Annotated in this window: 22 protein-coding genes, 1 rRNA gene and 1 pseudogene; 4 read left to right on the forward strand and 20 right to left on the reverse strand. The window is 52.1% G+C overall.

Features of this window, described 5'->3' with window-relative positions:
- Nucleotides 1–362 (reverse strand): 16S ribosomal RNA (locus A3EQ_RS0100005); the annotation flags it as partial.
- A 564-nt stretch (nucleotides 363–926) separates the two neighbouring features.
- On the reverse strand, nucleotides 927–1,805 hold the full coding sequence (locus tag A3EQ_RS0100015) for a nucleotidyltransferase-like protein (RefSeq protein ID WP_020153135.1): 879 nt from the start codon (nucleotides 1,803–1,805) through the stop codon (nucleotides 927–929).
- A gap of 174 nt (nucleotides 1,806–1,979) precedes the next feature.
- Here A3EQ_RS0100015 and A3EQ_RS0100020 point away from each other — a divergent pair, with 174 nt between their 5' ends.
- The gene (locus A3EQ_RS0100020) at nucleotides 1,980–2,378 is read left to right on the forward strand and encodes a DUF2614 family zinc ribbon-containing protein (RefSeq protein ID WP_020153136.1); all 399 of its coding nucleotides are present in this window, start codon (nucleotides 1,980–1,982) and stop codon (nucleotides 2,376–2,378) included.
- 122 nt (nucleotides 2,379–2,500) lie between these two features.
- Here A3EQ_RS0100020 and perR read toward each other — a convergent pair whose 3' ends face one another.
- The 4 genes from perR to A3EQ_RS0100065 all read right to left on the reverse strand — a co-directional run bounded on the left by perR (nucleotide 2,501) and on the right by A3EQ_RS0100065 (nucleotide 5,637).
- Nucleotides 2,501–2,938 (reverse strand): peroxide-responsive transcriptional repressor PerR, encoded by a 438-nt coding sequence (gene perR / locus A3EQ_RS0100025; protein WP_026499599.1) that lies wholly within the window; start codon nucleotides 2,936–2,938, stop codon nucleotides 2,501–2,503.
- A 425-nt stretch (nucleotides 2,939–3,363) separates the two neighbouring features.
- Nucleotides 3,364–3,918 carry a cob(I)yrinic acid a,c-diamide adenosyltransferase gene (locus A3EQ_RS0100035; protein WP_020153139.1) on the reverse strand — a complete coding sequence of 185 codons (555 nt, stop codon included), beginning with the start codon at nucleotides 3,916–3,918 and terminating at the stop codon, nucleotides 3,364–3,366.
- 496 nt (nucleotides 3,919–4,414) lie between these two features.
- Nucleotides 4,415–4,888 carry a thioredoxin-dependent thiol peroxidase gene (gene bcp, locus A3EQ_RS0100050; protein WP_020153142.1) on the reverse strand — a complete coding sequence of 158 codons (474 nt, stop codon included), beginning with the start codon at nucleotides 4,886–4,888 and terminating at the stop codon, nucleotides 4,415–4,417.
- A gap of 326 nt (nucleotides 4,889–5,214) precedes the next feature.
- Entirely contained in the window at nucleotides 5,215–5,637 is a 423-nt protein-coding gene (locus A3EQ_RS0100065) for an ion channel (RefSeq protein WP_020153144.1), read from the reverse strand.
- A gap of 561 nt (nucleotides 5,638–6,198) precedes the next feature.
- Between A3EQ_RS0100065 and A3EQ_RS0100080 the strand changes: the two genes are divergently transcribed.
- The gene (locus A3EQ_RS0100080) at nucleotides 6,199–7,275 is read left to right on the forward strand and encodes an FUSC family protein (RefSeq protein WP_020153147.1); all 1,077 of its coding nucleotides are present in this window, start codon (nucleotides 6,199–6,201) and stop codon (nucleotides 7,273–7,275) included.
- A 701-nt stretch (nucleotides 7,276–7,976) separates the two neighbouring features.
- Here A3EQ_RS0100080 and ntdP read toward each other — a convergent pair.
- The 11 genes from ntdP to A3EQ_RS0100155 all read right to left on the reverse strand — a co-directional run bounded on the left by ntdP (nucleotide 7,977) and on the right by A3EQ_RS0100155 (nucleotide 16,575).
- On the reverse strand, nucleotides 7,977–8,510 hold the full coding sequence (gene ntdP / locus A3EQ_RS0100095; protein ID WP_020153150.1) for a nucleoside tri-diphosphate phosphatase: 534 nt from the start codon (nucleotides 8,508–8,510) through the stop codon (nucleotides 7,977–7,979).
- A gap of 349 nt (nucleotides 8,511–8,859) precedes the next feature.
- Nucleotides 8,860–9,024 carry a gamma-type small acid-soluble spore protein gene (locus A3EQ_RS0100105; protein ID WP_020153152.1) on the reverse strand — a complete coding sequence of 55 codons (165 nt, stop codon included), beginning with the start codon at nucleotides 9,022–9,024 and terminating at the stop codon, nucleotides 8,860–8,862.
- Between the two features lie 70 nt (nucleotides 9,025–9,094).
- Nucleotides 9,095–9,844 (reverse strand): enoyl-[acyl-carrier-protein] reductase FabL, encoded by a 750-nt coding sequence (fabL, locus tag A3EQ_RS0100110; RefSeq protein ID WP_154652780.1) that lies wholly within the window; start codon nucleotides 9,842–9,844, stop codon nucleotides 9,095–9,097.
- 280 nt (nucleotides 9,845–10,124) lie between these two features.
- On the reverse strand, nucleotides 10,125–11,297 hold the full coding sequence (gene mutY / locus A3EQ_RS0100120; protein WP_081626147.1) for an A/G-specific adenine glycosylase: 1,173 nt from the start codon (nucleotides 11,295–11,297) through the stop codon (nucleotides 10,125–10,127).
- 33 nt (nucleotides 11,298–11,330) lie between these two features.
- Nucleotides 11,331–11,645 (reverse strand): YfhH family protein, encoded by a 315-nt coding sequence (locus A3EQ_RS0100125; protein WP_020153156.1) that lies wholly within the window; start codon nucleotides 11,643–11,645, stop codon nucleotides 11,331–11,333.
- A gap of 24 nt (nucleotides 11,646–11,669) precedes the next feature.
- The gene (locus A3EQ_RS0100130) at nucleotides 11,670–12,476 is read right to left on the reverse strand and encodes a RecX family transcriptional regulator (RefSeq protein ID WP_020153157.1); all 807 of its coding nucleotides are present in this window, start codon (nucleotides 12,474–12,476) and stop codon (nucleotides 11,670–11,672) included.
- Between the two features lie 207 nt (nucleotides 12,477–12,683).
- Nucleotides 12,684–13,517 (reverse strand): energy-coupling factor ABC transporter ATP-binding protein, encoded by an 834-nt coding sequence (locus A3EQ_RS0100135; protein ID WP_020153158.1) that lies wholly within the window; start codon nucleotides 13,515–13,517, stop codon nucleotides 12,684–12,686.
- A complete protein-coding gene (locus A3EQ_RS0100140; protein WP_020153159.1) occupies nucleotides 13,514–14,389 on the reverse strand; it encodes an energy-coupling factor ABC transporter ATP-binding protein in 876 nt (291 codons plus the stop codon). Before A3EQ_RS0100140 ends, A3EQ_RS0100135 begins: the two co-directional genes overlap by 4 nt.
- Entirely contained in the window at nucleotides 14,386–15,144 is a 759-nt protein-coding gene (locus A3EQ_RS0100145; protein ID WP_026499602.1) for an energy-coupling factor transporter transmembrane component T family protein, read from the reverse strand. The genes A3EQ_RS0100140 and A3EQ_RS0100145 overlap by 4 nt, the downstream gene beginning before the upstream one ends.
- 71 nt (nucleotides 15,145–15,215) lie before the next feature.
- Nucleotides 15,216–15,809 carry an ECF transporter S component gene (locus A3EQ_RS0100150; protein ID WP_026499603.1) on the reverse strand — a complete coding sequence of 198 codons (594 nt, stop codon included), beginning with the start codon at nucleotides 15,807–15,809 and terminating at the stop codon, nucleotides 15,216–15,218.
- 175 nt (nucleotides 15,810–15,984) lie between these two features.
- Nucleotides 15,985–16,575: a GNAT family N-acetyltransferase gene (locus A3EQ_RS0100155; RefSeq protein ID WP_020153162.1), complete on the reverse strand. Its 591-nt coding sequence runs from the start codon at nucleotides 16,573–16,575 to the stop codon at nucleotides 15,985–15,987.
- Between the two features lie 206 nt (nucleotides 16,576–16,781).
- Here A3EQ_RS0100155 and A3EQ_RS0100160 point away from each other — a divergent pair, with 206 nt between their 5' ends.
- Nucleotides 16,782–17,990, forward strand: coding sequence for an MFS transporter (locus tag A3EQ_RS0100160; protein ID WP_020153163.1), 1,209 nt, complete (start codon nucleotides 16,782–16,784; stop codon nucleotides 17,988–17,990).
- 589 nt (nucleotides 17,991–18,579) lie between these two features.
- Here A3EQ_RS0100160 and A3EQ_RS22850 read toward each other — a convergent pair.
- Nucleotides 18,580–18,996, reverse strand: a pseudogene (locus tag A3EQ_RS22850) (MarR family winged helix-turn-helix transcriptional regulator); the annotation flags it as partial.
- Nucleotides 18,997–19,155: 159 nt separating this feature from the next.
- Here A3EQ_RS22850 and A3EQ_RS23070 point away from each other — a divergent pair.
- The gene (locus A3EQ_RS23070) at nucleotides 19,156–19,290 is read left to right on the forward strand and encodes a hypothetical protein (protein ID WP_020153166.1); all 135 of its coding nucleotides are present in this window, start codon (nucleotides 19,156–19,158) and stop codon (nucleotides 19,288–19,290) included.
- Between the two features lie 123 nt (nucleotides 19,291–19,413).
- Here the strand turns inward: A3EQ_RS23070 and nagE are convergent, their stop codons facing one another.
- Nucleotides 19,414–20,859 carry an N-acetylglucosamine-specific PTS transporter subunit IIBC gene (gene nagE / locus A3EQ_RS0100180; RefSeq protein ID WP_020153167.1) on the reverse strand — a complete coding sequence of 482 codons (1,446 nt, stop codon included), beginning with the start codon at nucleotides 20,857–20,859 and terminating at the stop codon, nucleotides 19,414–19,416.
- 125 nt (nucleotides 20,860–20,984) lie between these two features.
- The gene (locus tag A3EQ_RS0100185) at nucleotides 20,985–21,809 is read right to left on the reverse strand and encodes a PRD domain-containing protein (RefSeq protein WP_026499605.1); all 825 of its coding nucleotides are present in this window, start codon (nucleotides 21,807–21,809) and stop codon (nucleotides 20,985–20,987) included.
- Nucleotides 21,810–22,159 lie beyond the last annotated feature (350 nt).

Consider the following 22,159-nt stretch of genomic DNA (forward strand, 5'->3'; position numbering starts at 1 on the left):
CCTCCCGTAGGAGTCTGGGCCGTGTCTCAGTCCCAGTGTGGCCGTCCACCCTCTCAGGCCGGCTACGCATCGTCGCCTTGGTGGGCCGTTACCCCGCCAACTAGCTAATGCGCCGCGGGCCCATCCGTAAGTGGCAGCCAAAGGCCGCCTTTCAACCGGAAGCCATGCGGCCCCCGGTGTTATCCGGTATTAGCCCCGGTTTCCCGGAGTTATCCCGGTCTTACGGGCAGGTTACCCACGTGTTACTCACCCGTCCGCCGCTGGGCTCTCGAAGGGCAAGCCCTCCTCAAGCCCCGCCCGACTTGCATGTATTAGGCACGCCGCCAGCGTTCGTCCTGAGCCAGGATCAAACTCTCCATCAAATAAATTTATGCTCATCCGAAACTCAAAGGCGCTTTGTCTTGTTCAGTTTTCAAGGTTCAATCGAAACGCGACTTTTACATTTTACCATCAGGAATTAATACGTGTCAACCGTTCTTTTCAACTTCCCTAATTCCTGACGGCGAATATTAATATATCAGCAAAACAACTAGTTGTCAACACCTAAAATCGGAGGCGCGGAAAAGAAGAAAAGCCCATTTTTCGCAGGGATTTTTCAATTTCTTCGGCCGCTTCCCCAAAAAAAATGAAAGTCCGGAGGCGCGCCGGTAAAAGAAAAATGCCCTATTCGACTGAAAAGCGGGAGAACTTTCCGCCGGATGCCCTTTACCCGTTTTTCCCGCCCTTCGGAAAGGGCGAAAGGCTTTTGAATCGGCGACGGACAGGCCATTTTTGCCAAGGAACCGAACATGCCCGCATTCATTTCCGTCAGGACCGCGGCCCGGGCAGACGCTGACTTGCCGAGGGCCAAGCCTGCGGAAAATTTTTTGAAGATAATTTTTTCCGGAAAACGGAGGCGATACGGCCGTCCGGCTCCGTCCCCGGATTTAAAAAACATCCTTCTTCAGCCTGTACAATGCCAATGGTACGCCGCCTTTTCCTTTCTTTTCGTCCACAATGAGCTCAATGTACTCCCGGTCCAATAAATACTCCAAAAGAATCAACAGATCGATGGAATAAATCTTTAATTCGGGATGTTCGAAAAGCTCCTGGACCGACCAGAACGCTTTCTGTTTCAATATGTCCGCGATATGGGCCGCTCCCAATTCCGTCTTCGAACGGATCATATATTCACTGGCCAAAAATAAAAGTTCCAGCCTTTTTTCAAGGGGTTCTTCGCTCCGGATAAACTCTTCATACAATTTGAAGATTTCGGGATCGATTTGCTTCATCTGATCCCAAACGGTCAGCTCGGGATGCATTCCTTTCTCGATGATCGACAATCTCGCCAAATGATGGAGGGCGCGAATGACATGATTGAATGCGTCAAGATGGTTCTTTTTTTGGTACAGCCGCTTTCCGTCCAAATACGAGCTGATCAATTTGCAAAACTCCAGACCGATGCGGATCTTCCGGTCGTTGAAGGGAAAATCTTGAAGCTCCTTAATTAAATGGTGGAAAAAATCGTTTCTTTCAAATAATATTTTTCCGCTGTAGATCCAATTGATGATTTTTTTGTTTTTGCCGAAGAACAGCCAGTCGCGGATCGTTTCCTTGTCTATCGTCATCAGCCCGATCTGGCGTCTGCCGTCGCTGAAATGGACGATATCCATTTCCTTTTCGCCCCGTTCCACGATCTCGAGCAGGACCGTTTGGATGACGTCATATGGGGTCAGGGCGAATTGCCCCTTCTCCACCAGCAGGATCCCCAATGTGGAAGGGTGGCTGGCCCGTTCCCAGTAAATGGAGCGTATCAAATCTTCCATCGTCATTCCCCCGATTTGCTAATACAGAACATATTCGACGTCGGGGGGAAAATTCCTTTTTTGTAACAAAATCGACAATAAATACGGAGGGATTAATCCCGGATGCGGCTTAATTCATTTTTTTCATTTTTTCCGTTGTGGTATAGTTGGGATAGAGAAGGGAGGAAATCTGCGTTGAAGAAGAAAAGCAGCAAAATCAACCGGGTCCGCTCGTTCGCTTTCCGTTTGGTGATCGCCGGTATCCTTTTAATGTATATCGGATTATTGTTGAAAGACTATCCGTTCCTCATGGTCCTTTTTATGCTGTTAGGCCTGTTGTCCGTCATGGGCAGCACCTTGGTTTATTTAAGGATCGGCCTCCTTTCCGTCCAAGCCGAACAAGTCATTTGCCCTTCTTGCGGGAAAAGGACGAAGATGCTGGGCAGGGTGGATCTGTGCATGTTTTGCGGGGAGGCGCTGACTTTGGATCCGGAACTGGAAGGAAAAGAATTCGACGAAAGCTACAATAAAAGAAGACCGAAAAAAGCGGGGAAAAACGCCTCCGAACGGGAGCTTGAAAAAAGCGAAACGTAGACGAGCCGGGAAACTTCCCGGTTTTTTTGGCGGCATGCGGCAAAAGCGGGAACCCGGCCCCATTTTCCTCAGAAAAAAGGGGAATAAAAAACAGAGCGATCTACATGAGATGCTCTGTCCCTTCAGTGGCCTTCCTTTTTGGCGCAGTCCTCGCAAAGTCCGTATATTTCCAATCGATGATGGCTGACTTTGAAATTCGTGACATGGGCGGCAAATTGTTCCACTTCATTCAGGCTCGGATAATGGAAATCGACGATTTTTCCGCATTTTTCGCATATGGCATGATAATGGTCGCTCGTCGCGAAGTCAAAACGGCTGGAAGAGTCCCCGTAGGTCAGTTCTTTCACCAAACCCGCTTCGCGGAAGACCCGCAGGTTGTTGTAGACCGTCGCGACACTCATATTCGGAAATTTTCCTTCCAGCGCTTTATATATTTCATCAGCGGTCGGGTGGGACATGGAATTGATCAAATATTCCAGTATCGCATGACGCTGCGGAGTTATGCGGATGCCGGACTCTTTGAGCGTCTCCAGCGCTTCTTTCAGTTGGTTGCCAGCCACCGCCATGCACCTCTTTTCTCATTGGAAAGCATTATTACATAATAATCTTTATAATTAGTGTACTAATTTTTCAACGCCTTTGTCAATAAAATTCCACCGGGAACGGCCGGGCGGACGGAAGCGGAGAAAAGGACGGCCCCTCCGGTTTCCCCTTCTTCCCCAAAAGACAAACCGGCCGGGCGCAGTCCGGAAGGCCCCGGGCGCCGGCAGTCCCGTCCGGTTCCTGCAGGCGGCAAGAAGTGCTCCATCATCATGGGGTTTCCCGTTTCGGCGCGACTTTGCCAGCCTTTTGCCGGGAATCACGGCCATGAAGCCCGCCCGAGCCCGCCAATGAAGGATGAAAAAACTCCGTTCCTTGTTGGTTTTCCCTTTTTTCAGCAAGATCATCAAAAACCTTGCCGAAAAAAATTTTCCAGGCTTCCGGATCATGACGATTCGCTGTGCAGCACGTCTTCCTTGACCCCAAAAGCCTGATTTACAAATCTTGCCGCGACAAAAAGATAATCGGACAGGCGGTTTAAATAGGCCAGGACTTGCGGATTGACATTCTCCAGGGCGACGGCGCAACGCTCGGCGCGCCTGACGATCGTGCGGGCGGCATGGAGGGCCGCTCCCGCCGGATGGCCGCCGGGCAAAATAAAATTGGTCAGCGGCGCCAGCTTTTTGTCCCATTCATCGATCCATTTTTCCAAGTTTTCCACATCTTCCTTTTGAATCGGCCAATGCACTTTCTTTCCCTCGGGCGTGGAAAGTTCCGAACCGACGTGGAACAGCTTCGTCTGGATTTGGCGGATTTCCGCCAAGAACTTTTCCTTTTCCGGAAAAGAAGCGTCGCGCAAAAAACTGGCGGACAACCCGATCAAGGAATTCGCTTCATCGCAAGTCCCATAAGCCTCCACTTTCGGATCGTTTTTCGCCACCCGCACCCCGTAAACGAGGGACGTGGTTCCCTTATCTCCGGACCGCGTGTAGATTTTCATGCCTCCCATTCCCCTTCCCATTGATTTGTATTGCCCGTTTCCAGCAGCGGAACGGTTCCCTCCGTGGCGGGAACCATCCTTTTCCCTTTCATTTTAATCCATTCCAAACATTAAAAAAAGCTGGTTCAAAAGCGTCCTCTTTTGAAACCAGCCAAATCAGATGAGTGAGGAGGTATGCCCTGTTATACAGTATTCAGGCGGATTCGGCCTGAGTAGTTGAAAAGCCTGTATTCCCCGTGATTTTCTGTTCCTTTCTTCCGAAAAAGCGGGGACCGGAATCGGGCGCCGCCTTCCTCCGAAAAGACGCCCCAAGGACGGTCCGGGATCCTCTCCGCATTTCAAGGCACAGCTTCCGATTCCGCTTTCCAAAGGTTTCTTCGTGCCGCGCGCAAAATACCGCCTTTTTCGTTCGCCCGGCCCGCATAAGCTTTGATTCAATGATCGTCCGCAGCAAACCATGGGCCGACGTCCATATCCCCCGGAAGTTGCGGCGGGTTCACTTGCCGGCATGTCCGCGAATCCATTCCAATGCCTGTTCCACATGGCCGTTTACCTGAACTTTCCGCCACTCCTTCGCCACATTTCCTTCCTTATCGATAATGAATGTGGAGCGTTCCGTTCCGAAGAACTCCCTGCCGAACATCTTCTTCGGCTTCCACACCCCGTAAGCTTTGGCGATTTCATGGTCCTCATCGGTCAGCAGCAAGAAAGGCAGCCGGTGTTTTTCGGCAAATTTTTGATGGGACCGGAGGGAATCGCCGCTCACCCCCAGGATGACCGCGTTCAGATCGGAAAAATCCTGGTAATGATCCCTGAAATCGCATGCTTCCGCCGTACATCCCGGGGTCATATCCTTCGGATAGAAATACAGGACGACATATTTTCCTCGGAAATCGGATAACTTCACCTTTTCCCCGTTCGTGGCGAGGGCTTCAAAATCAGGGGCTTTTTTTCCTGTTAAGGATTCCATATTCCTTCCTCCCATTCCGTTCTCAAATTAACCCGTCCCGGCCGGCCGAAGGCGGGAAAAACCGGTCCTTCACGGCCCGCCCCGCCGTGGAAAGCTTCGCCATGGGTGTACTTACCAATAGCTTAGCGAATCGCCGATTAAAAAACAAATGAGAAGTCCCGAAGGATTTGCGGATCACGGGCATTCCCGCACAGTCCCGCTCCTTCGGGCCCGCTCAAAAACTTTCCCGGAAAACCCGCCCTTTCTCGCTGTCAAAAGAAAAGGCTTGCTCTCGGGGCCTGTATCCTTTTTCGGGAGGTCTCTTTCCAAAAACCCGCTTTCCGATTTCATCCCAGGCTCCGCCGCTTCCTGATGTCGGCCACCGTCCGGAAGACAAAGGAGGCGGAGATCGCGTATCCGAGCAATCCTTCGATGACTGCGACCAGGCGCCCGATCCCCAAGGGCACCACATCCCCGTAACCGATGGAAAACATCGTAATGCCGCTAAAATACACGCACGTAAACAGCAAGTCCAACCCTTCCGGTTCGCCGGCCTTCGTCCCGGTTTCCGCCAGGACGGCATAACCGTTTTGCATCAGGAGAAAATAGATGAGTCCGAAGCCGATCACCGCCGTGACATACATGAACAGCAAATATACAAAACTCCGCCACGTCAAAAATTTATCGATCATGGCTTCCGGGAGAAAAAGGGTGCGCAAACTCATGCCGATGCAAAGGATCACCAAAAACAAAAACAGGAACGGGATCATCGCTCACCTCGACCGGAAATGGAAAAGTCCTTACATCCATCTATACGCTTGTCACCCCCCTTTCATTCGGAAAAATTCCGAAACAACAACACGGGAAGAAAAAACGTTCGGGAGGAATGTCCGGTCCGGGCGGCATATAATTTATGGTAAGCGGAAGATGGGCATCGGAAAGCCCGGGCCTGAAAAAAGTAAACAGCGGCCCCGGAGCACGCACTTTCCGGAATGAAAAAGATCACCGGCAAAAAAGGGGAAGATCCGGCGGGATCATCCGCCGCCGAAATGGCGGAAAGGGGCACGTGTCAGGCCCTCCGGCCGGGCCGGCGGCATCGAATGAAACCTGCAGCCGGAGGACGGCGGAAAGAGGGACGGAAAATCGTTGCCCCAGGCCCCGCACGGCCGCTGTCCATCCGTTTTCCGGGCCCGTCGGCAGGCACAAATTATTCACTTTTTTCCGCTGGACAAAGCCCTTGAATATGATAAAATACTGCAAACGTGGGTATCTTTTCTCTAAAGTGAAATGCAGGAAATCCAATCGATCACCATGGATGAAAGGGATATTTTATGAAACTTGGCGCTCGTATTTTAAAAACCGGAACGGCCATTGTGCTGGCATTATTCCTTGCCGAACTGTTAAAACTGCCGTCGCCCGTTTTCGCGGGGATCGCGGCCATATTCGCGGTTCAGCCTTCCATCTACCGGTCGTATTTGACGATCGTGGAACAGATCCAAGGAAATATCATCGGCGCATTATGCGCGATTTTGTTCTATCAGCTCTTCGGCAATCATTTCGTCATCATCGGTCTCGCCGCCATCATCGCCATCATTATCCATTTGCGGTTGAAGATCGAAAATACGATCTCCCTGTCCCTGGTTACCTTGGTGGCCATCATGGTCGCCCCGGAAGACGATTTTTACTCATTCGCCTTCATCCGGTTTATCACCATCCTTTTGGGGATCTTGTCGGCGTTCCTGATCAACCTTGCGCTCCTTCCGCCGAAATATGAAACAAAACTTTTCAAGTCGATTATGGAAATAACCGGAGAAGTGATTAAATGGATCCGGATAAGCATTTATCAGGCATCCGATCATGTGGAGCTGAAAAATGATATCGAACGGATCAAAGAACGGTTGATCCGGCTCGATCAAATTTTCTTATTTTATAAGGAGGAACGGAATTTTTTACGAAAGCACCGCTACGCCAAAATGCGGAAAGTGGTTCTCTACCGGCACATGATCGCAACGGTCCGGGCCTCCCTCAACGTGCTGAAAAAACTGCATCAATATGAAAATGATTTAAGCCTCTTGCCGGGCCATTTTACGGAAAAATTGAAGGGCTGCATCGAACAGCTGACGATCAGCCATGAACAAATCCTGATCCGTTATACGGGAAAGGCGAAAATGAAACATGAAGAAAAAATCGGCGAGCTCGATTCGATGAAACAAAACCTGCTGAGGCTCCATCTGCAATATTTGAAGGAAGAAGGGGACGAACAGGCGGCCTATCACATTTTGCAGATGATGGCGGCCGTGATGGAATACAATGAACATCTTCTTCATTTGGAAAAGCTGATCAACAGCCTGCAATCGTTCCATAAAGAGGAGGGGCATGTCCGATTGGCGGAGCCCGATCCCCAATAAGCTCCCGATTGTTCCGAAAAAAAAGGACGGGGGATCACCTGCGGGAGAAAAGGCCGGCGACGGCCGGGAAAATGGAGAAGGAAAGGTTCAAGGCGCCGTAAAAAGTGCGGAAGGGAAAAAACACCGTCCCGCAAACGGGCCCATATTCCGGGGGATTTTTTCAGCTCACCGGTGTCCTCCGGCGCATATTTGTACCCGCAAACGGACCCGTATTCCGGGGAATTCCCCTTCGCCGGCATTTACCGTCGGACGAAAGGGGATCCCCGGTTTTTTTGCGGAAAAACGACCGTGTGCTTCCTTCGGAAAATGTGTCCGTGCAGGAAGGGGGAACAGGAAGCTTCGCTTTGGCAGGGGAAGGGGGCGCTCTCATGGATATTTGGCATTCGTGCGGTAAGCGTTTCGGCAGCCGGGTGGGCGTGTTCGCCGCCGGATGCAACCGGTTTCATTTTTCCGTTGCCCAATGGTTCTCTGGCGCCCCAAAGCAAAACCGGGCGGATCCAAGAAATCCGCAAAATTCCCGGGCTCCCGCGGCTTGGAACTTGGAAGCGGGCAGCCGCAAGTCGCGCGGACGGAAATTGTACCTGCTTCCGTACCGGCCTCTTTTCAGCCCGGCAAAACCCGCAAAGGGCAGAACCCGGGAACCGGCGGAGGGGGCAGCCGGAGACAGGAAAACGAAAATCGGCGGCACCCGGGACAGGCGGTCAATATTTGCGGTATTTCAAATACCGTTCGTACCAGGTATCGACAAAATCGGGGGCAAAGGGGCCTTTTTTCTGGCGGATCCAATAGGTGAGCGTGGAGATGTTGTTTTTTAATATTTGATCGATAATTTTCGGGTAACCCATGCTCCGCTTATGCTCCTCGTATTCGTCTTCGTCGAGGAGGACGTAGGTCATGTCGGGATATACTTTAATATCCAAGTCGTAATCGATGTATTTCAACGCTTCATCGTCGATGACAAAGGGGGAACTGATATTGCAATAATAATAGATGCCGTCTTCCCTCAGCATCCCGATCACATTGAACCAATGCCGGGCATGGAAATAACAGATGGCCGGCTCCCTGGTGATCCAGGTTTTGCCGTTGGATTCGGTCACCGCCGTATGGTCGTTGCCGCCGATGATTTCCATTTTCGTTCCTTTCAGAACGATCGTTTCTTTCCAAATGCGATGGATTTGGCCGTTATGCTTGTAACTGTGGATTTCAATCGTCGTTCCGGCAGCTGGTATCGTCATCGGGATCCCTTCTTTCTCGTAAAAACATCTTCCGCGATCGTCTATATCTAAATATTATACCGCGATTTCATGAAAGATTAAACAGAAGAGGCGGAAGAACTCCCGGAAACCGGGGAAATTTTTATGCGGATCGTCCCTTGAATTTTTCCGTAAAAACGGGGTGGAACCGCCGCCGCGGCCGCCGCTTTTGTAAACATGCGGTCCGCCGGAACCATTTCGGAGGGGGCATGGTTTCAGCCGGCAAAAGGGGCCTGGCGTCCCGGCCGGCCGCCTGGGTCAAAACGAAAAACGAGGGTGGCCCGAAACGGGGGCACCCTCATGCTGGAAAACTATATGCCAAAATGGGAAATTACGAATTTTTTTGCTTTTTCGTTTCCGACTGTTGATTTTGCTTCTTTACTTGTTGGGCATCGGTTTCAGCGGCAAATTCCGTCCCGTATTGCCCTTTGGAAGATTGGGCGTTTTGCTGTCTTACTTTTTGAACGTCCGTGCCAGCTTGGGATTTCTTAGCCATGTTATCACCTCCACTTGGTCATTAACATTCCCTCGCGGAAGTGAAATTATCCAAAAAACCGATGGAATTTTTAAATCAGAAGCGACCTTCCCCCGTCGACGACGATGGTCTGCCCGCGGATCATCGACGCTTCATCGGACAGCAAAAACATGATGACGTTCACGATGTCGTCCGCTTCCACCATCCTTCCGGCCGGGGTCCTGTTCCTCGCGTCCTCAAGCAGCGCCTCCCGGTTCGGAAAATGTTTTAAGGCGTCCGTATCGACGGCGCCTCCGGAAACCGCATTGACGGCGATGTTTTTCGGTGCCAGCTCCACCGCCAAATACCTCGTCAACGATTCAACGGCGGCTTTGGAGGCGCCGATGAGCGTATAATTGTCCAAATAGCGAATCGAGCCGATCGAAGTGACGCTGACGATCTTTCCCCCTCCGTTTTTCTCCATCCGTTTTGCCGCTTCCAGCGAACAAAACAGCATCCCTTTGCTGTTGATGTTCATCGTCCAGTCCCAATGGTTCTCCTTCAGTTCCATGGCGGGCCGCAAAACCCCGGAGGCGGCGTTGTTGATGAGGACGTCCAGCCGGCCGAAAAATTCATCGACGGCCCGGAACATCTCCCTGATCTTCTCCGTCTCCCCGATGTTCGCCTTGACGGTCAACGCCCTTCTTCCCATTTGCTCGATCTCTTCCTTGACCGCCATGGCCGCCTTTTCATTCCTCGCGTAATTGATCACCAAATCGTAGCCCGCCTTTGCCAGGCGGAGGGCCGTTTTTCGGCCGATCCCCCGGCTTCCGCCCGTGACCAATGCCACCTTGTTCTCCACGTCTCCCATCCTTCCTTTCCCTTTTCGCTAAAATGACGTTTGCCCGCTGAACGTTGCAGCTTCGCCTGCCTCTTTAAAAAATCCGCCCGGCCCTCGCCTTCCCGGTCCGGCATCGGTGACGGGAAAATCGGTCCCGGTCAAACATGATGAAACCGTCCGCCGAAAGCCGCGCAGGTTCGGGGCGGGGAGCCCCCGGATAGCAGGCCGCCAAATTGATCCGCTCCGTCCGGGTGCCAAGTTTAAGGGGAAGACCCCTCCCGGTCCCCCGCCTCGTCGCGGTTCACGCTGACGGTCCGCCGGGGCGGACTTTCCCTTTCCGGCTGCCCCCTTTTTCCGTCCCGATATCCCCTTGATACATGGCAAAAATTTTCTGATGGGGAACGGGGAAGGGATATTTTTCCAAATCGGGCAGTGGGACGGCTTTGAAAGTGTCCGTTTCTATTATCTCCCCTTCCGCCCTGCCGTAATAGGCGGAAATCTGCCATTTCAGATGGGAAAAAACATGTTCCACTTTCCCGAGGGGACCGGTGATCTCGACCCGGATCCCGTGCTTCCTTTTCATCCTCTCGGCAAAATCGGCGGCGCGATCCGGAAAATGGAGTCCGTCCGCCTCCTCGGTCGGAAATTCCCAGAGGTTGGCGAGCAGACCTTCCTTCGGCCGTTTCCGGATTAAAACCCTTCCCCTTTCGTCGGTTAAAACCGCCGCCGCCAGATGAACGGTTTTCACCTTGCCGCTTTTCGTTTTCACCGGATATTCTTCCTGCAGCCCGGCGGCAAAGGCCCGGCAATGCTCCTGCACCGGGCATAACAGACAGGCGGGCCCTTTCGGCTTGCAGATGATCGCGCCAAGTTCCATCAGCCCCTGATTAAACCCGGAAGGATCGTCCCGGGAGATGATCTCCCGGATCAGGTCCTCCATCAAATTCCTCGTCTTCGCTTTCGCAATGTCCTCGCCGATCAAAAAAATCCTGGAAAGGACCCGCATCACGTTGCCGTCGACCGCCGGTTCGGGGATTCCGTAGGCGATGCTTAAAACGGCGCCCGCCGTATAAGGTCCGACGCCCTTCAATTTGCCGAATTGTTCCCGGCTTTTCGGCACCACGCCGCCATATTTTTCGCAAACTTCCCGGACCGCTTCCTGGAGATTTCGCACGCGGGAGTAATAACCCAGGCCTTCCCACATCTTCAAAAGTTCCTCTTCCCGGGCTTCCGCCAAGGCGCGCATGTCGGGATATTTTTCGATAAAGCGGCGGAAATAGGGGATAACCGTGTCCACCCTCGTCTGCTGCAGCATCACTTCCGACACCCAGATTTTGTAGGGATCCTTATCCTCCCGCCAGGGCAAGGGGCGCTGCTCCCGCTGGAACCAGCCGATCAAATCTTCGCAAAATTTTTCTTTCGGGAAATCCTTCAACAGGCTGCTGACTTTCTCCTTCACTGAATCATCCTCCATCGAGCCGGAAAAAACGTTTTTGCAAGAAGAAATTTACGATTTTTTCAACAGGGAAATCGGCACCGCTTCCTCCCTTTTATCCCCGCCCAAACGATAGCCCCAGGCGAAAACCCCGCGGAAATGGGTCACTTTAAAAAAAGTGTCCGGCTCCTCCTTCAAACGGTAGATTTCACCGGCCTTAAAATCGTTCACATCCATCAGATAGGCTTCCGCCATCGCCGCCTTTCTTTCCCAAACGGCGTATTCGTTGATCATGCCCATCTGCTCCGCCTTCCTTGCCTTTTCCTTCAAGCGGGCGATCTCCTGTTTCAATTCGTATTCGGTCATCTCGCTGTACCGTTTTTCCATGGCAACTGTCCCGCCTTCCCTCCGTTATTCTTCTTTTTTCCTTTGCAGGAACTTTTCAATCTTTTCCAAAGGAAATCCTTTGCGGTATAAATATTGCTTCACCTTGATTTCCCGTTCCTTTTCCGGAAGGGAACGGTATTTGAACCAGGCCTTCTCCCCGGCATGTTCCAACGCCTCATCCTCCTGCAATTGCAGCCCGGTGAAGTCGGTCTCCGCCACCGCCCGGTCGCAGACGGAACGTTCGAAACCTTTGCGGAGCAAGGTTTCCTTCAAGTGGATTTTCAGCTGAAAAACGGAAAGGTTTTTCTTTTTTGCGGCGAGTTTTTCGCAAAGTTCCTTCGCCTTTTTCAATTGTTCTTCCGCAGTATAGCGGACAAGGGCGGAACGGATGATTTCGTCTTTTACCCCTTTTTCCTTCAAGGCCTTTCGGATCCATTCCGGCCCCTTGTCTTTTCCCCTCATTTGTTCGGTGACGAAGGCCTCGGCGAATTGCCCGTCGTCGATGTACCCTTTTTCCTGCAAACGGCTGAGGGTTTCCCGGACGATGCCTTCGGAGAACCCGGCGGCGGACAGATCGTCCCGGATTTCCTTTTCCGTCCGCATCCGCCGGGCCAGCGCCTTCAGCGCCCGGCTGAGCGCCCGGTTGATCTCCTCAAAGTATAAAATTTCTTCCACATCCAGCCCGGAGATTTCTTTCCCTTTATGCAAACGGAATTTGACCAGGCTTTCTTCGCTGACGGAAAGCACTTTTTCCCCTTCGTCGTCTTTTAAATGAAGGTCAAAATGTTTCGGATTCTTTTTGGAAACGGAAATTTTCTCGATCCAAGCCATTGCGGCCACCTCTGAACATTACTGTACCATAACCTGTCCGAAAACATCACCGGAGACGCCTTCGCTTTCGCCGGCGGAATGATCCTGTTCCGGGAAACATTTTATCCATACAGCGTCTTCTTTTTTTCCAGTCTGATCGTTAACCGGCTTCCCAAAGCCGTAGCCCCGGCCGAACGGGGGCGGTCCCGGTCGTGCAGGAGGGAGTCTTCAACGGCCGGACGTCCGTTCCTTCAAATATCGAATCAGTTCGTTTTTCGTCAAGAAAATATCCTTTAATCCCAATCTTTTCCCGAGCTTTACCGCGTTCGGCAGTTCCAGGCCGGCTTGCGCGACGATCTCCTCCCTGGCGAAAACTTCCCGCGGGTGCCCGTCGGCGATGATCTTCCCCTCGTGCAGGACAACGGCCCGGTCAAAATTTTCCGCGACAAAATCCATGTCATGGAGAATGGCCAGCACCAGTTTCCCCCGCTCCCGCAAACGCCGGATCGTCCGTTTAATGATCTCCCTGCCTTCGTAATCCTGCCCCATCGTCGGCTCATCGAGGATGAGGATGTCCGGGTCCATCGACAGGATGGATGCGATGCTCACCAGCTTCCGCTGGGAAAGATTCAAATCATAAGGATTTTCATGTTTTAAATGGCTGATCCCTAACATTTCCAGGGCTTCTTTCGCCGATCTTTCCGCCTTTTCCCCGGAAAAGCCGATGATCTTCGGCCCGAACGTCACCTCTTCCAGGACGGACGGCTTAAAAATTTGGTCGTTCGGATTTTGGAACACGAGCCCGACCGTTTTTGCCAAATCCCGGACCGTCATGGAACCGGCGGGGATTCCGTTGATGAGGATCCTTCCCTTATCCGGTTTCAGCAGGCCCTTGATCAATTTGACGAGGGTCGTTTTCCCCGCCCCGTTTTGCCCGATGATGGCCGTCGGTCCTCCGGAAAATTCCGCGGAAAAATTTTCGAAAACCATATCCCTTCCGTTGTAAGAAAAGGCCAACTGTTGTACGGAAATCCGGTTCAATGCCTTCACCGCCCTTTTCATTCGGTAAACCGTTCATCGGTGCCCGCCGCGCCTTGCAAACGTCCTTTCAGCAGGGCAAGAAGTTCGTCCGGAGCGGCCGGATACAGGCCGGCTTCGTCCCTCAAGTCCAATTCCTTGGCGATCTGCGCGGCAAGGGGAAGTTCCACCCCGTAACTTTCCGCGTTCTCCATGGAAAATACCCGCTTCGGCGCGTCGAAAGCGGCGCATTTCCCGTCGTGCAGCAGCAACAGTTTATCCGCGTACTCCGCCAGCTTTTCCACTTTATGCTCCGCGACGAGGATCGTCATCCCTTCCTTCGCCAGATTCCGGATCACTTGAAAAACCTCTTCCGTCCCTTGCGGGTCGAGCTGGGAGGTCGGTTCATCCAAAATGAGAATGTCCGGCTTCATCACGAGCATGCCGGCGATCGCCACCCGCTGCATTTGCCCGCCCGACAGTTCAAAGGGGTTCTTTTCCCGGATCCCTTCAATGCCGAGCAATTTCATGCTCCATTCGATCCTTTCCGCCATCTCTTCCCTGGGCACCCCGGCATTTTCCAGCCCGAAGGCGATTTCCTCAAATACCGTCTCTTTGGCGGCCGATATTTGCGTGAAGGGATTGTCAAAAACGAGGCCGGCTTTGCGGGAAATTTCCGCCACGGTGCTTGTTTTCACCTCCAGCCCGTCCAGGAGGACCCTTCCTCCGTAGGCGCCGCGGAAAAAATGGGGAACGAGCCCCGTTAACGCATAGCACAAGGTGGATTTCCCCGAGCCGTTCTTCCCGATGATTCCGATCAATTCCCCCGCGTTTACTTCAAAAGACACATCGTCCAGCGCGAGCCTTTCCGCGCCGGGATATCTGTATTTCAGCCCTTCCACGACGATTTTCTTCATATCAGGACCCTCCAAACCGCGCTTCCTAACAGGAGGAGGAGAAAGAACCAGCGGGCCTGGCGGCTATAGCGGCCCTCTTCATACTCCTTCAGGAAGGTCCGCTTCCCCTTCGAACCGAATCCCCTGAGTTCCAAAGCCATCGTCCTTTCCTTCGTCGCGATGAGGGAACTCATAATAACGGGGACGAGCAAGGGGAAAAGGGCCTTCGCCCGCGTGAGGAGATTCCCCTCCGTCTCCACCCCCCTTGCCCGCTGGGCATCCTTGATCTTGTTGACCGTGGCAACCATCTGAGGGATAATCCGGAAAACCGAATGGATCACATAGCCGATCCTTGGGGACAACCCCGTTTGCACCAGGCCGTTCACCAGCAGATCGGGGTTCGTCGTCAAAATGACGACCCCGAAACCGCAAATCATATTGAGAAGCCGGATGATCAAAAGTGCGGCGAGCGACAGCCCTTCCCGGTAAAAATGAATTCCCCCGGCGGAAAACAAGGGCGTCCGGTTGTCCGGATGGAAAATGCCATGCACGATGACGATGGACAGCATTAAAAAAAAGCTTAAAAATAGGATCGGCAAGATCTTTCTGAAGACCTTCGCCAGAACAAGCAAGAGGATGTTGAGGCACAGAAAAAAAGCGGCCACGCCCATATATGGCAAAATATACGGGATGGCGGAAACGGTGATCCCATAAAAAAGTTTCGTTACCGGATCGCTCCTGTGCACCCACGTGTTCCGTTCCTCATAGAGACCCATTCCGTTCACTAAAAATCCCACCTCAAAAAGGCAAAAAGCGAAAAGAAGGCCTTTCCGCTTTTCGCCCGCGGTTATAATTCTTCAATCTCATCGTCGGCAAATAATTGCTTGATGTTTTTCGGCAATCCGATATAGATAAAGTAGCCGATGAGAACGGTGAGCAGCTTGTCCGGAACGTCGACGACAATGCTGTCTAAAAAGGAAGCGAGCCACAGGGGGGCGTTCAAATGAATGACATAGGCGAACAGCGCGTCTCCCCAAAAGTTCCCGGTCAAGCCTTCCCAGTAGATGATGTTTAACGGTGTCGAAACGATGGAAGAGACAACACCCACGATCAATCCGAGGCCGAGGACCCGGGGAAAACTCTTCAGCCAGCCCCTGTAAGAGAGAATCCCGACGACAAGACCGATGGCGAGGCTGGTAATGAAATAAACGGTGGACACCGGATCCAAAGTAAAACCGTAAATGATATTATTGATCATTCCGGAAATCGCCCCGATGACCGGCCCGGCGAGCATGCTGCCCAATACCGTCCCGATGGAATCGAGCCAGAGGGGCAATTTCAACAAAGAAGCCAATGTCTTGCCGACATAATTGATGCCGACGGCCACGGGAATCAACACCAGCCCCGCGGTGGAAATCTTCCATAAAGCTTTTTTGCCCATCTCCATCCTCCTTTCTTGTTTTGCGATCTTGCTTCGCAATTCGCTCCGCCGTGCTTCTTCCCGTTGTGCTTCGCCGTTCCGCCGGGCAATTGCCCAAAAAACCCTCGGCGAAAAACCCCCTTCGCGCCCCCTTCCGCGGCCGCATTGCATCCGCCGTCAAAAGCCCTGCGGCGGCTTACCGGGAGGCCGACCGGTTTTGGAAAAAGGGAAGCTCCTTTTTGGCTTCTTCCCATTCTTCCCTGAGGATGCCCATTCGGATCGAATCATAATACACGCCTTGGTAATAGCGGCACTTCCGCAGTCTTCCTTCCATTTTCATTCCCAATTTTTCCGCGGCACGGATCATCCTCGGATTCCCCGACCATGTCGTCAGCCCGACCCGGGCGATTTCCAAATGCTGAAACAGATAATCGATCCATAAAGCCAATGCCTCGGTCCCCAAACCGCGGCTCCAGAAACGGGAAGGGTAGATGACGATGCCGGCTTCCAGCCACCGGGTCGATTCGTCCTCCCAATAATAATTGACCGTCCCGATCGCTTCCCCCAGATGTTCGATGATCATCCTTCCGGGCGGCTCTTTTTTGCGCAAATGCTTTTCCATCGCGGAAGCGAACGCTTCCAAGGACATCGGTTCAAGGGGGTAATAAGGGGCATCGTACTTCTTCCACTCGGTGTGTTCTTTCCCGTAGATATACCGGTACAGGATCGGGATGTCCGATTCTTTCAACGGACGCAAAATGACGTTTTTTCCCTTGATGACCGTCAACGGCGAATCCTCCCAAAGCGAAAATATCGTCATGCTTTAAAAAAATTGTATCAAAATCAGGCCGACAGAAAAACAGGAATTTTACGAAGGAAAATTTTTCCCCGCTTTTTTTGAATATTTTAAACTTATGGATGACATTTCCTTTCATTCCCGTTATACTATTTACAGTTTCGTGTTCCGAAATAAATATGAGGGACGGGAAAACCATGTGGAGAAACCGGAATGTCTGGATCATCATCTCCGGCGAGTTTATCGCCGGGGTCGGGCTTTGGATCGGCATCATCGGAAATCTGGAATTCATGCAGGAACGGGTGCCTTCGGACTTCGTAAAATCCCTTATCCTTGCCTCCGGCATTTTGGCGGGCATCATGGCGAGTCCCCTGGCAGGGCGGATGATCGACACTTACAGAAAAAAAACGATCCTCCTCTGTTCGGGCTTTTTCCGGATCATCAGCGTCCTGTTCATGTTCATCGCCCTTGCCGCCGATTCCGTGGCTTGGATGGTGGTCTTTTTGATCGCGATGCAATTGTCCGCCGCCTTCTATTTTCCCGCCTTGCAGGCCGCCATCCCGCTTATCGTGAAAGAGAATGAGCTGTTGGCGGTGAACGGCGCCCATATGAATGCCGGAACCTTGGCCCGCATTGTCGGGACGGCGATCGGAGGGTCGCTCCTCCTCTTTTTGAGTTTGCCGATGCTGTATCTCTGTTCGATCTTCGCTTATATCCTGCTCTTTATTTTTACCTTTTTCCTGCGGATCGACGAAAACCCGGGGCGGGCCGGCCAAAAGGCCGATGCAAAAAAAGAGAGGGGATTTCAGGAGGTCATGCCGGCGATCAAAAGCAGGCCGGCCATTCTCATGACGCTGATCATCGTTCTCATGCCCCTGCTGATGATCGGGGGCTTCAATTTGATCGTCATCAATATCAGCGAAATCTACGGCGACCCTTCGGTCAAAGGGCTCGTTTATACGACGGAAGGGATCTCCTTCATGCTCGGGGCCTATTTTGTCAAAAAAATCAGCGCCAGGCGGTCTCCCTTCGCCATCCTTGGCTTTTTTTCGCTCTTGATGGGCCTGGGTGAAATCCTCCTGTTTTTTGTCCATTTTAAAATCCTGCTGTTTTTATCCTTTGTCTTGTTCGGATTTTCGATCGGCTGCATTTTCCCGACGGCGGCCACGATCTTTCAAACCAAGATGCCGAAGGAATATCACGGACGATTTTTTTCCTTCCGCAATATGCTGGAGAGGATCGGTTTTCAGGTCGTCCTGTTGGGAACGGGCTTCCTGCTCGACACCATCGGTTTGCCCTACATGGTCCTGATCTACGGTTCCCTTTCCCTCCTGATCACCGTGCTCTTTTCCGCCAAGCTCCGGAAAACGGGCGCCAAACGAGAAGCGGGGATGCTTCGATTTTAATCCCGGGGGAAGGGAGCCCGAATGAAACATGGCGGAAATCTTTCCGGGGGCTCCTTGTTGCAGCATCTGCAGACATTTTCATCAGGGGAAAAACGTCCGGAGATGGGCCATATTTCCTGCCTCCGGACAAAAAAAGCCGATGCTGCGCTTGGGCCCGCTGCCCTTCCTAAAATCAGGCCGCCGGGCCCTTTCCGCCCGTGCAAGGGGTTTTCCGTCTCCCTGCGGCTGCCCGGAATTTCTATGACCGGCGGGGAAAACTTTGATTTTAATGAAAGATCAAATTTTGCAAGCATAAAAAAACGGCCCAGCCGATGATCCCTAAAAGGATGGCCGGCCAGAAGGGGAAGGAAGCCATTAAGCCAATGCAGCAACCAATAACAGCACCGCGGTGGCCGGCAATCCCACCAAGACACCGAAAACGAACCGGCTGATCCTCTCCGTTTCCTCCCCTTGATCGTAAAGCCAAATGACACTGAGGATGCTTACCAAGGGCAATGCGGCGACGGCACCGCCAAAGGCGGGGCTTTTCCTGGCAATTTCCGTCACGGTTCCGATTATGATGGCGGAAATGATGATCTTTACGACTGAAACATCTTTTCGCCCCTTCACTGAGCAGCGCAAATGCCTTTTGGATCGTTTCCAAATCGGCAGCGGAGAAATGGTTCAGGAGCCGCTTCAATTTTTCTTCGTCGAGCATCGTATGGCGGTGAAGCGCTGTTTTTCCTTCCTGCGTTAAAACGACGATCACTTTCCTTTCGTCGGAACCGCTCCTTGATTTTCGGACGAAACCTTTTTTCATCAACCGTTTCACATGCTCCGAAGCGGTGTTGTGGGAAACCCGGAGGTGCTTGGCCACATCGCCGACCGTAGCTTCCCCTTTTTTGTCGATGTGCTGCAAAATGCGGACCATCTGGTGGCTGATCGGTTCGTCATAGGAATAATGCAAATAATAATAAATATCCGACCATTGTTCGTTTAAGGCGGTGATGATCTTTTCTTCTTCCAACCTCTTCCCTCCTTTTCATTTATATCTACAATCAGATATATTCGTATATCAAGATATAAATAGGAGTCTGAAACTTTCCCCGTCCGGTTCCCGTAAAGTGTATAATTAAGCAAAGACATAAAATCTTTTTATCAGAGAAATGGATAGGGGGAAAATCCAATGATCTTTGTCGGTTGCATGTTTATCGGCATCGCTTTGGGGATGATATTCGATCAAACGGGTGCGGGCACGTTGCTCGGCATGGGGGCAGGAATGTTGCTCGAAGGATTAAACCGCCGGAGAAAAAAATGGTAGGTATTCGCGACAGCTTTTGCAATTCGGATGGGGATGGCTGCGGTTGACGAGGAATAAAGCGGCAGAAAATCCCGAAAGGAAAAAGGAAGCCTCCGTCACGGAAGCTTCCTTCTTCTTTATCATTTATTGTTTTTTCCGGATTTTCTCGATCTCATCGGCGACAAATTGCACTTGCGTGCCGACGACCACTTGGATGCTGTGGGGCCCGACGACATTGATCCCCGGCACCCCGGTTTCTTTAATTTTTTCTTGATCGACGGCATTCATATCTTTGACTTCCACCCGCAGGCGGGTAATACAGTTATCGATGGAAACCACATTCTCATCCCCGCCCAATCCTTCATAAATCTTCTTGGCCATGACCGCGAAGCGTTCCTTCGCCGACAGATTGGCCGTTTCGCCGTCCCCCTCTTCATCTTCCCGTCCGGGGGTTTTCAAGTCGAATTTCGTGATGAAGAAACGGAACAGGAAGTAATAAATGACGGCAAATACAAGGCCCTGTACGATCAGCATCAGCGGCTGGTTGGCCAGCGGCAGCCTCGAACTGAGGAAGAAGTCGATGAAGCCGGCGCTGAAACCGAACCCGGCCGTCCAGTGGAACAACGCCGCGATCGTCAAAGAAAGTCCCGTCAAAAACGCATGCAACAGATAAAGCCCGGGAGCGAGGAACATGAAAGCGAATTCCACCGGTTCCGTCACGCCGGTGAAAAATGCGGCAAAACCGGCGGCCAGCATCAAGGAAGCCACCTGTTTTTTCCGTTCCGGTTTCGCCGTATGATACATGGCGAGACCCGCAGCCGGCAATCCGAACATCATGATCGGGAAGAAACCGGCTTGATACATCCCGGTAACGCCTTTTTCCCCTTTTCCGCTCCAGAAATTGCCGATATCGTTAATTCCGGCGACATCAAACCAGAAGACGGAGTTCAAGGCGTGATGCAAGCCGGTCGGGATCAAGAGGCGGTTAAAGAATCCGTAAATGCCGGCACCGACGGCGCCCAGCTTGCTGATGGCGGTACCGAAGGATACGAGGCCGCTGTAGACCACCGGCCAGATGAAAAACAGGGCCAGGGACACGACCAGCATGGCGACGGATGTCATGATCGGGACAAGCCTTTTGCCGCTGAAAAAGGCCAGGGCATCCGGGAGCTGCACATGGCTGAAACGGTTATACATATTGGCCGCCACGATCCCGGAAAGGATACCGACGAAAGCGTTTCCAATTTTTGAAAACGCCGGATTGACATTTTCCACATCGATTCCCTGCAGCATGGCCACCGTATTCGTGGAAAGCAGGGTGGTGACCACGAGATAGGCGACGAGGCCGCTCAAGGCCGCCGAACCGTCCCTTTGTTTCGCCATTCCCAACGCCACGCCGACGGCAAAGAGGATCGGGATATTGTCGATGATGGAACCGCCCGCTTTAATGAAGAACGCCGCAACCGGGTTCCCCGAACCCCAGCCGGTCGGGTCGATCCAATAGCCGATCCCCATCAGGATGGCGGCGGCGGGCAATACGGCGACGGGAAGCATCAGCGAGCGCCCGAGCCTTTGCAAATACTTCATCATTTTGAATGACCTCCTTCAATTTTTTCCTGCCTGCGCCAAAATCCGAAATGACGATAAAAATGAGTGCCAAAAACCTGGTCATAAAAGGCGAAAACGATAGATCCCCTCTTTTTTCCTCACCTCCTTTAAGGCTGGGCGGTCCTCAGCCTTTCAATATGCAGCGTGATATACCCCAATTCCTGATCGGGAAGATGGATTCCGTAGACTTCCGAAACCTTTCTTGCCACTTCCCGGGCGCATTGATAGGAAAGGGGGAATTTTTTCTTGATCATGGCCAGCATTTCCTCGTCCAAGGTATGGACCTCATAGCCCTTGATCCGGAACAGGACGAAGCGGAGATGGGTCACGAGCCGGTGATAGGAAATATCATCCCCTTCCAATGGGATGCGGAGGAAATCTTTGACCGTTTGCACCATATCTTGCAAAATGGCCGTCTGCCGGATCGTTTCGTGCAAGTCTCCCCCTTGGGGTTTCATGGTATGGATGTATAGGGCGAGAAAAGCCGCCTCATCTTCGGGCATTTCGATTCCGTACTTTTCTTTCATGTGCCGGACCGCCCAAAGCCCGATTTCAAATTCCCTTCTATATAAAATCTTGATTTCCTGGAAAAGCTTGTTTTTGATGTGGATCCCGTTCTTCACCCTTTCGATGGCGAAGGAGAGATGATCGGTCAACACCAGGTGAATGTGTTCGTTCAGTTTCACCCCGAGCTGCCTTTCGGCGTAGGAAATGATCTCTTCGGAGATGGTGAAATGCTCTTCGGGAATCCGGCTCAAAAGCTGCTGGAATTTCTCGTTTTCATGCATGACAAAAATCTTTTCAATCTGGTTGGGATTTACGATATCGTTCTTCTTCTTTTGAAAGCCGATCCCCGATCCGATGGCGACCTTTTCTTGATGGCCGTCCGTAACGATCACCGCGTTGTTGTTTAAAATCTTCTTAATCCTGATCGGAAAGCCCCTCCTTTCCGGGAAGAGAATGGAAGCCCGGATGAATCAAAGGAGCACCCTTTCTTGAAGGCATGGGAAAAATCTGTCCGGATGCCGGGTTGGACTTTGGACCCGAGCCGTTATTCACTAAAAAAGGCACAGCGGCCGGATAAGGGTTGCAACCCTTACGTGCCGCCATGCCTGATCGAGTCAGTAACATGGGCGAACGTATCATGTTCTTAATTAATGATACCATCTCTTGACGGAAAAGACAACAAGGACTTTCTTATATTTGTTTCCTTTCCGGCCGTGCTTCCGCTTGGTTTCCCCTTCAATCGGTGGGCACGCTTTGATCCCTCACCTAATCGGGA

The organism is Caldibacillus debilis DSM 16016 (genome assembly GCF_000383875.1).
Lineage (GTDB): Bacteria > Bacillota > Bacilli > Bacillales > Caldibacillaceae > Caldibacillus > Caldibacillus debilis.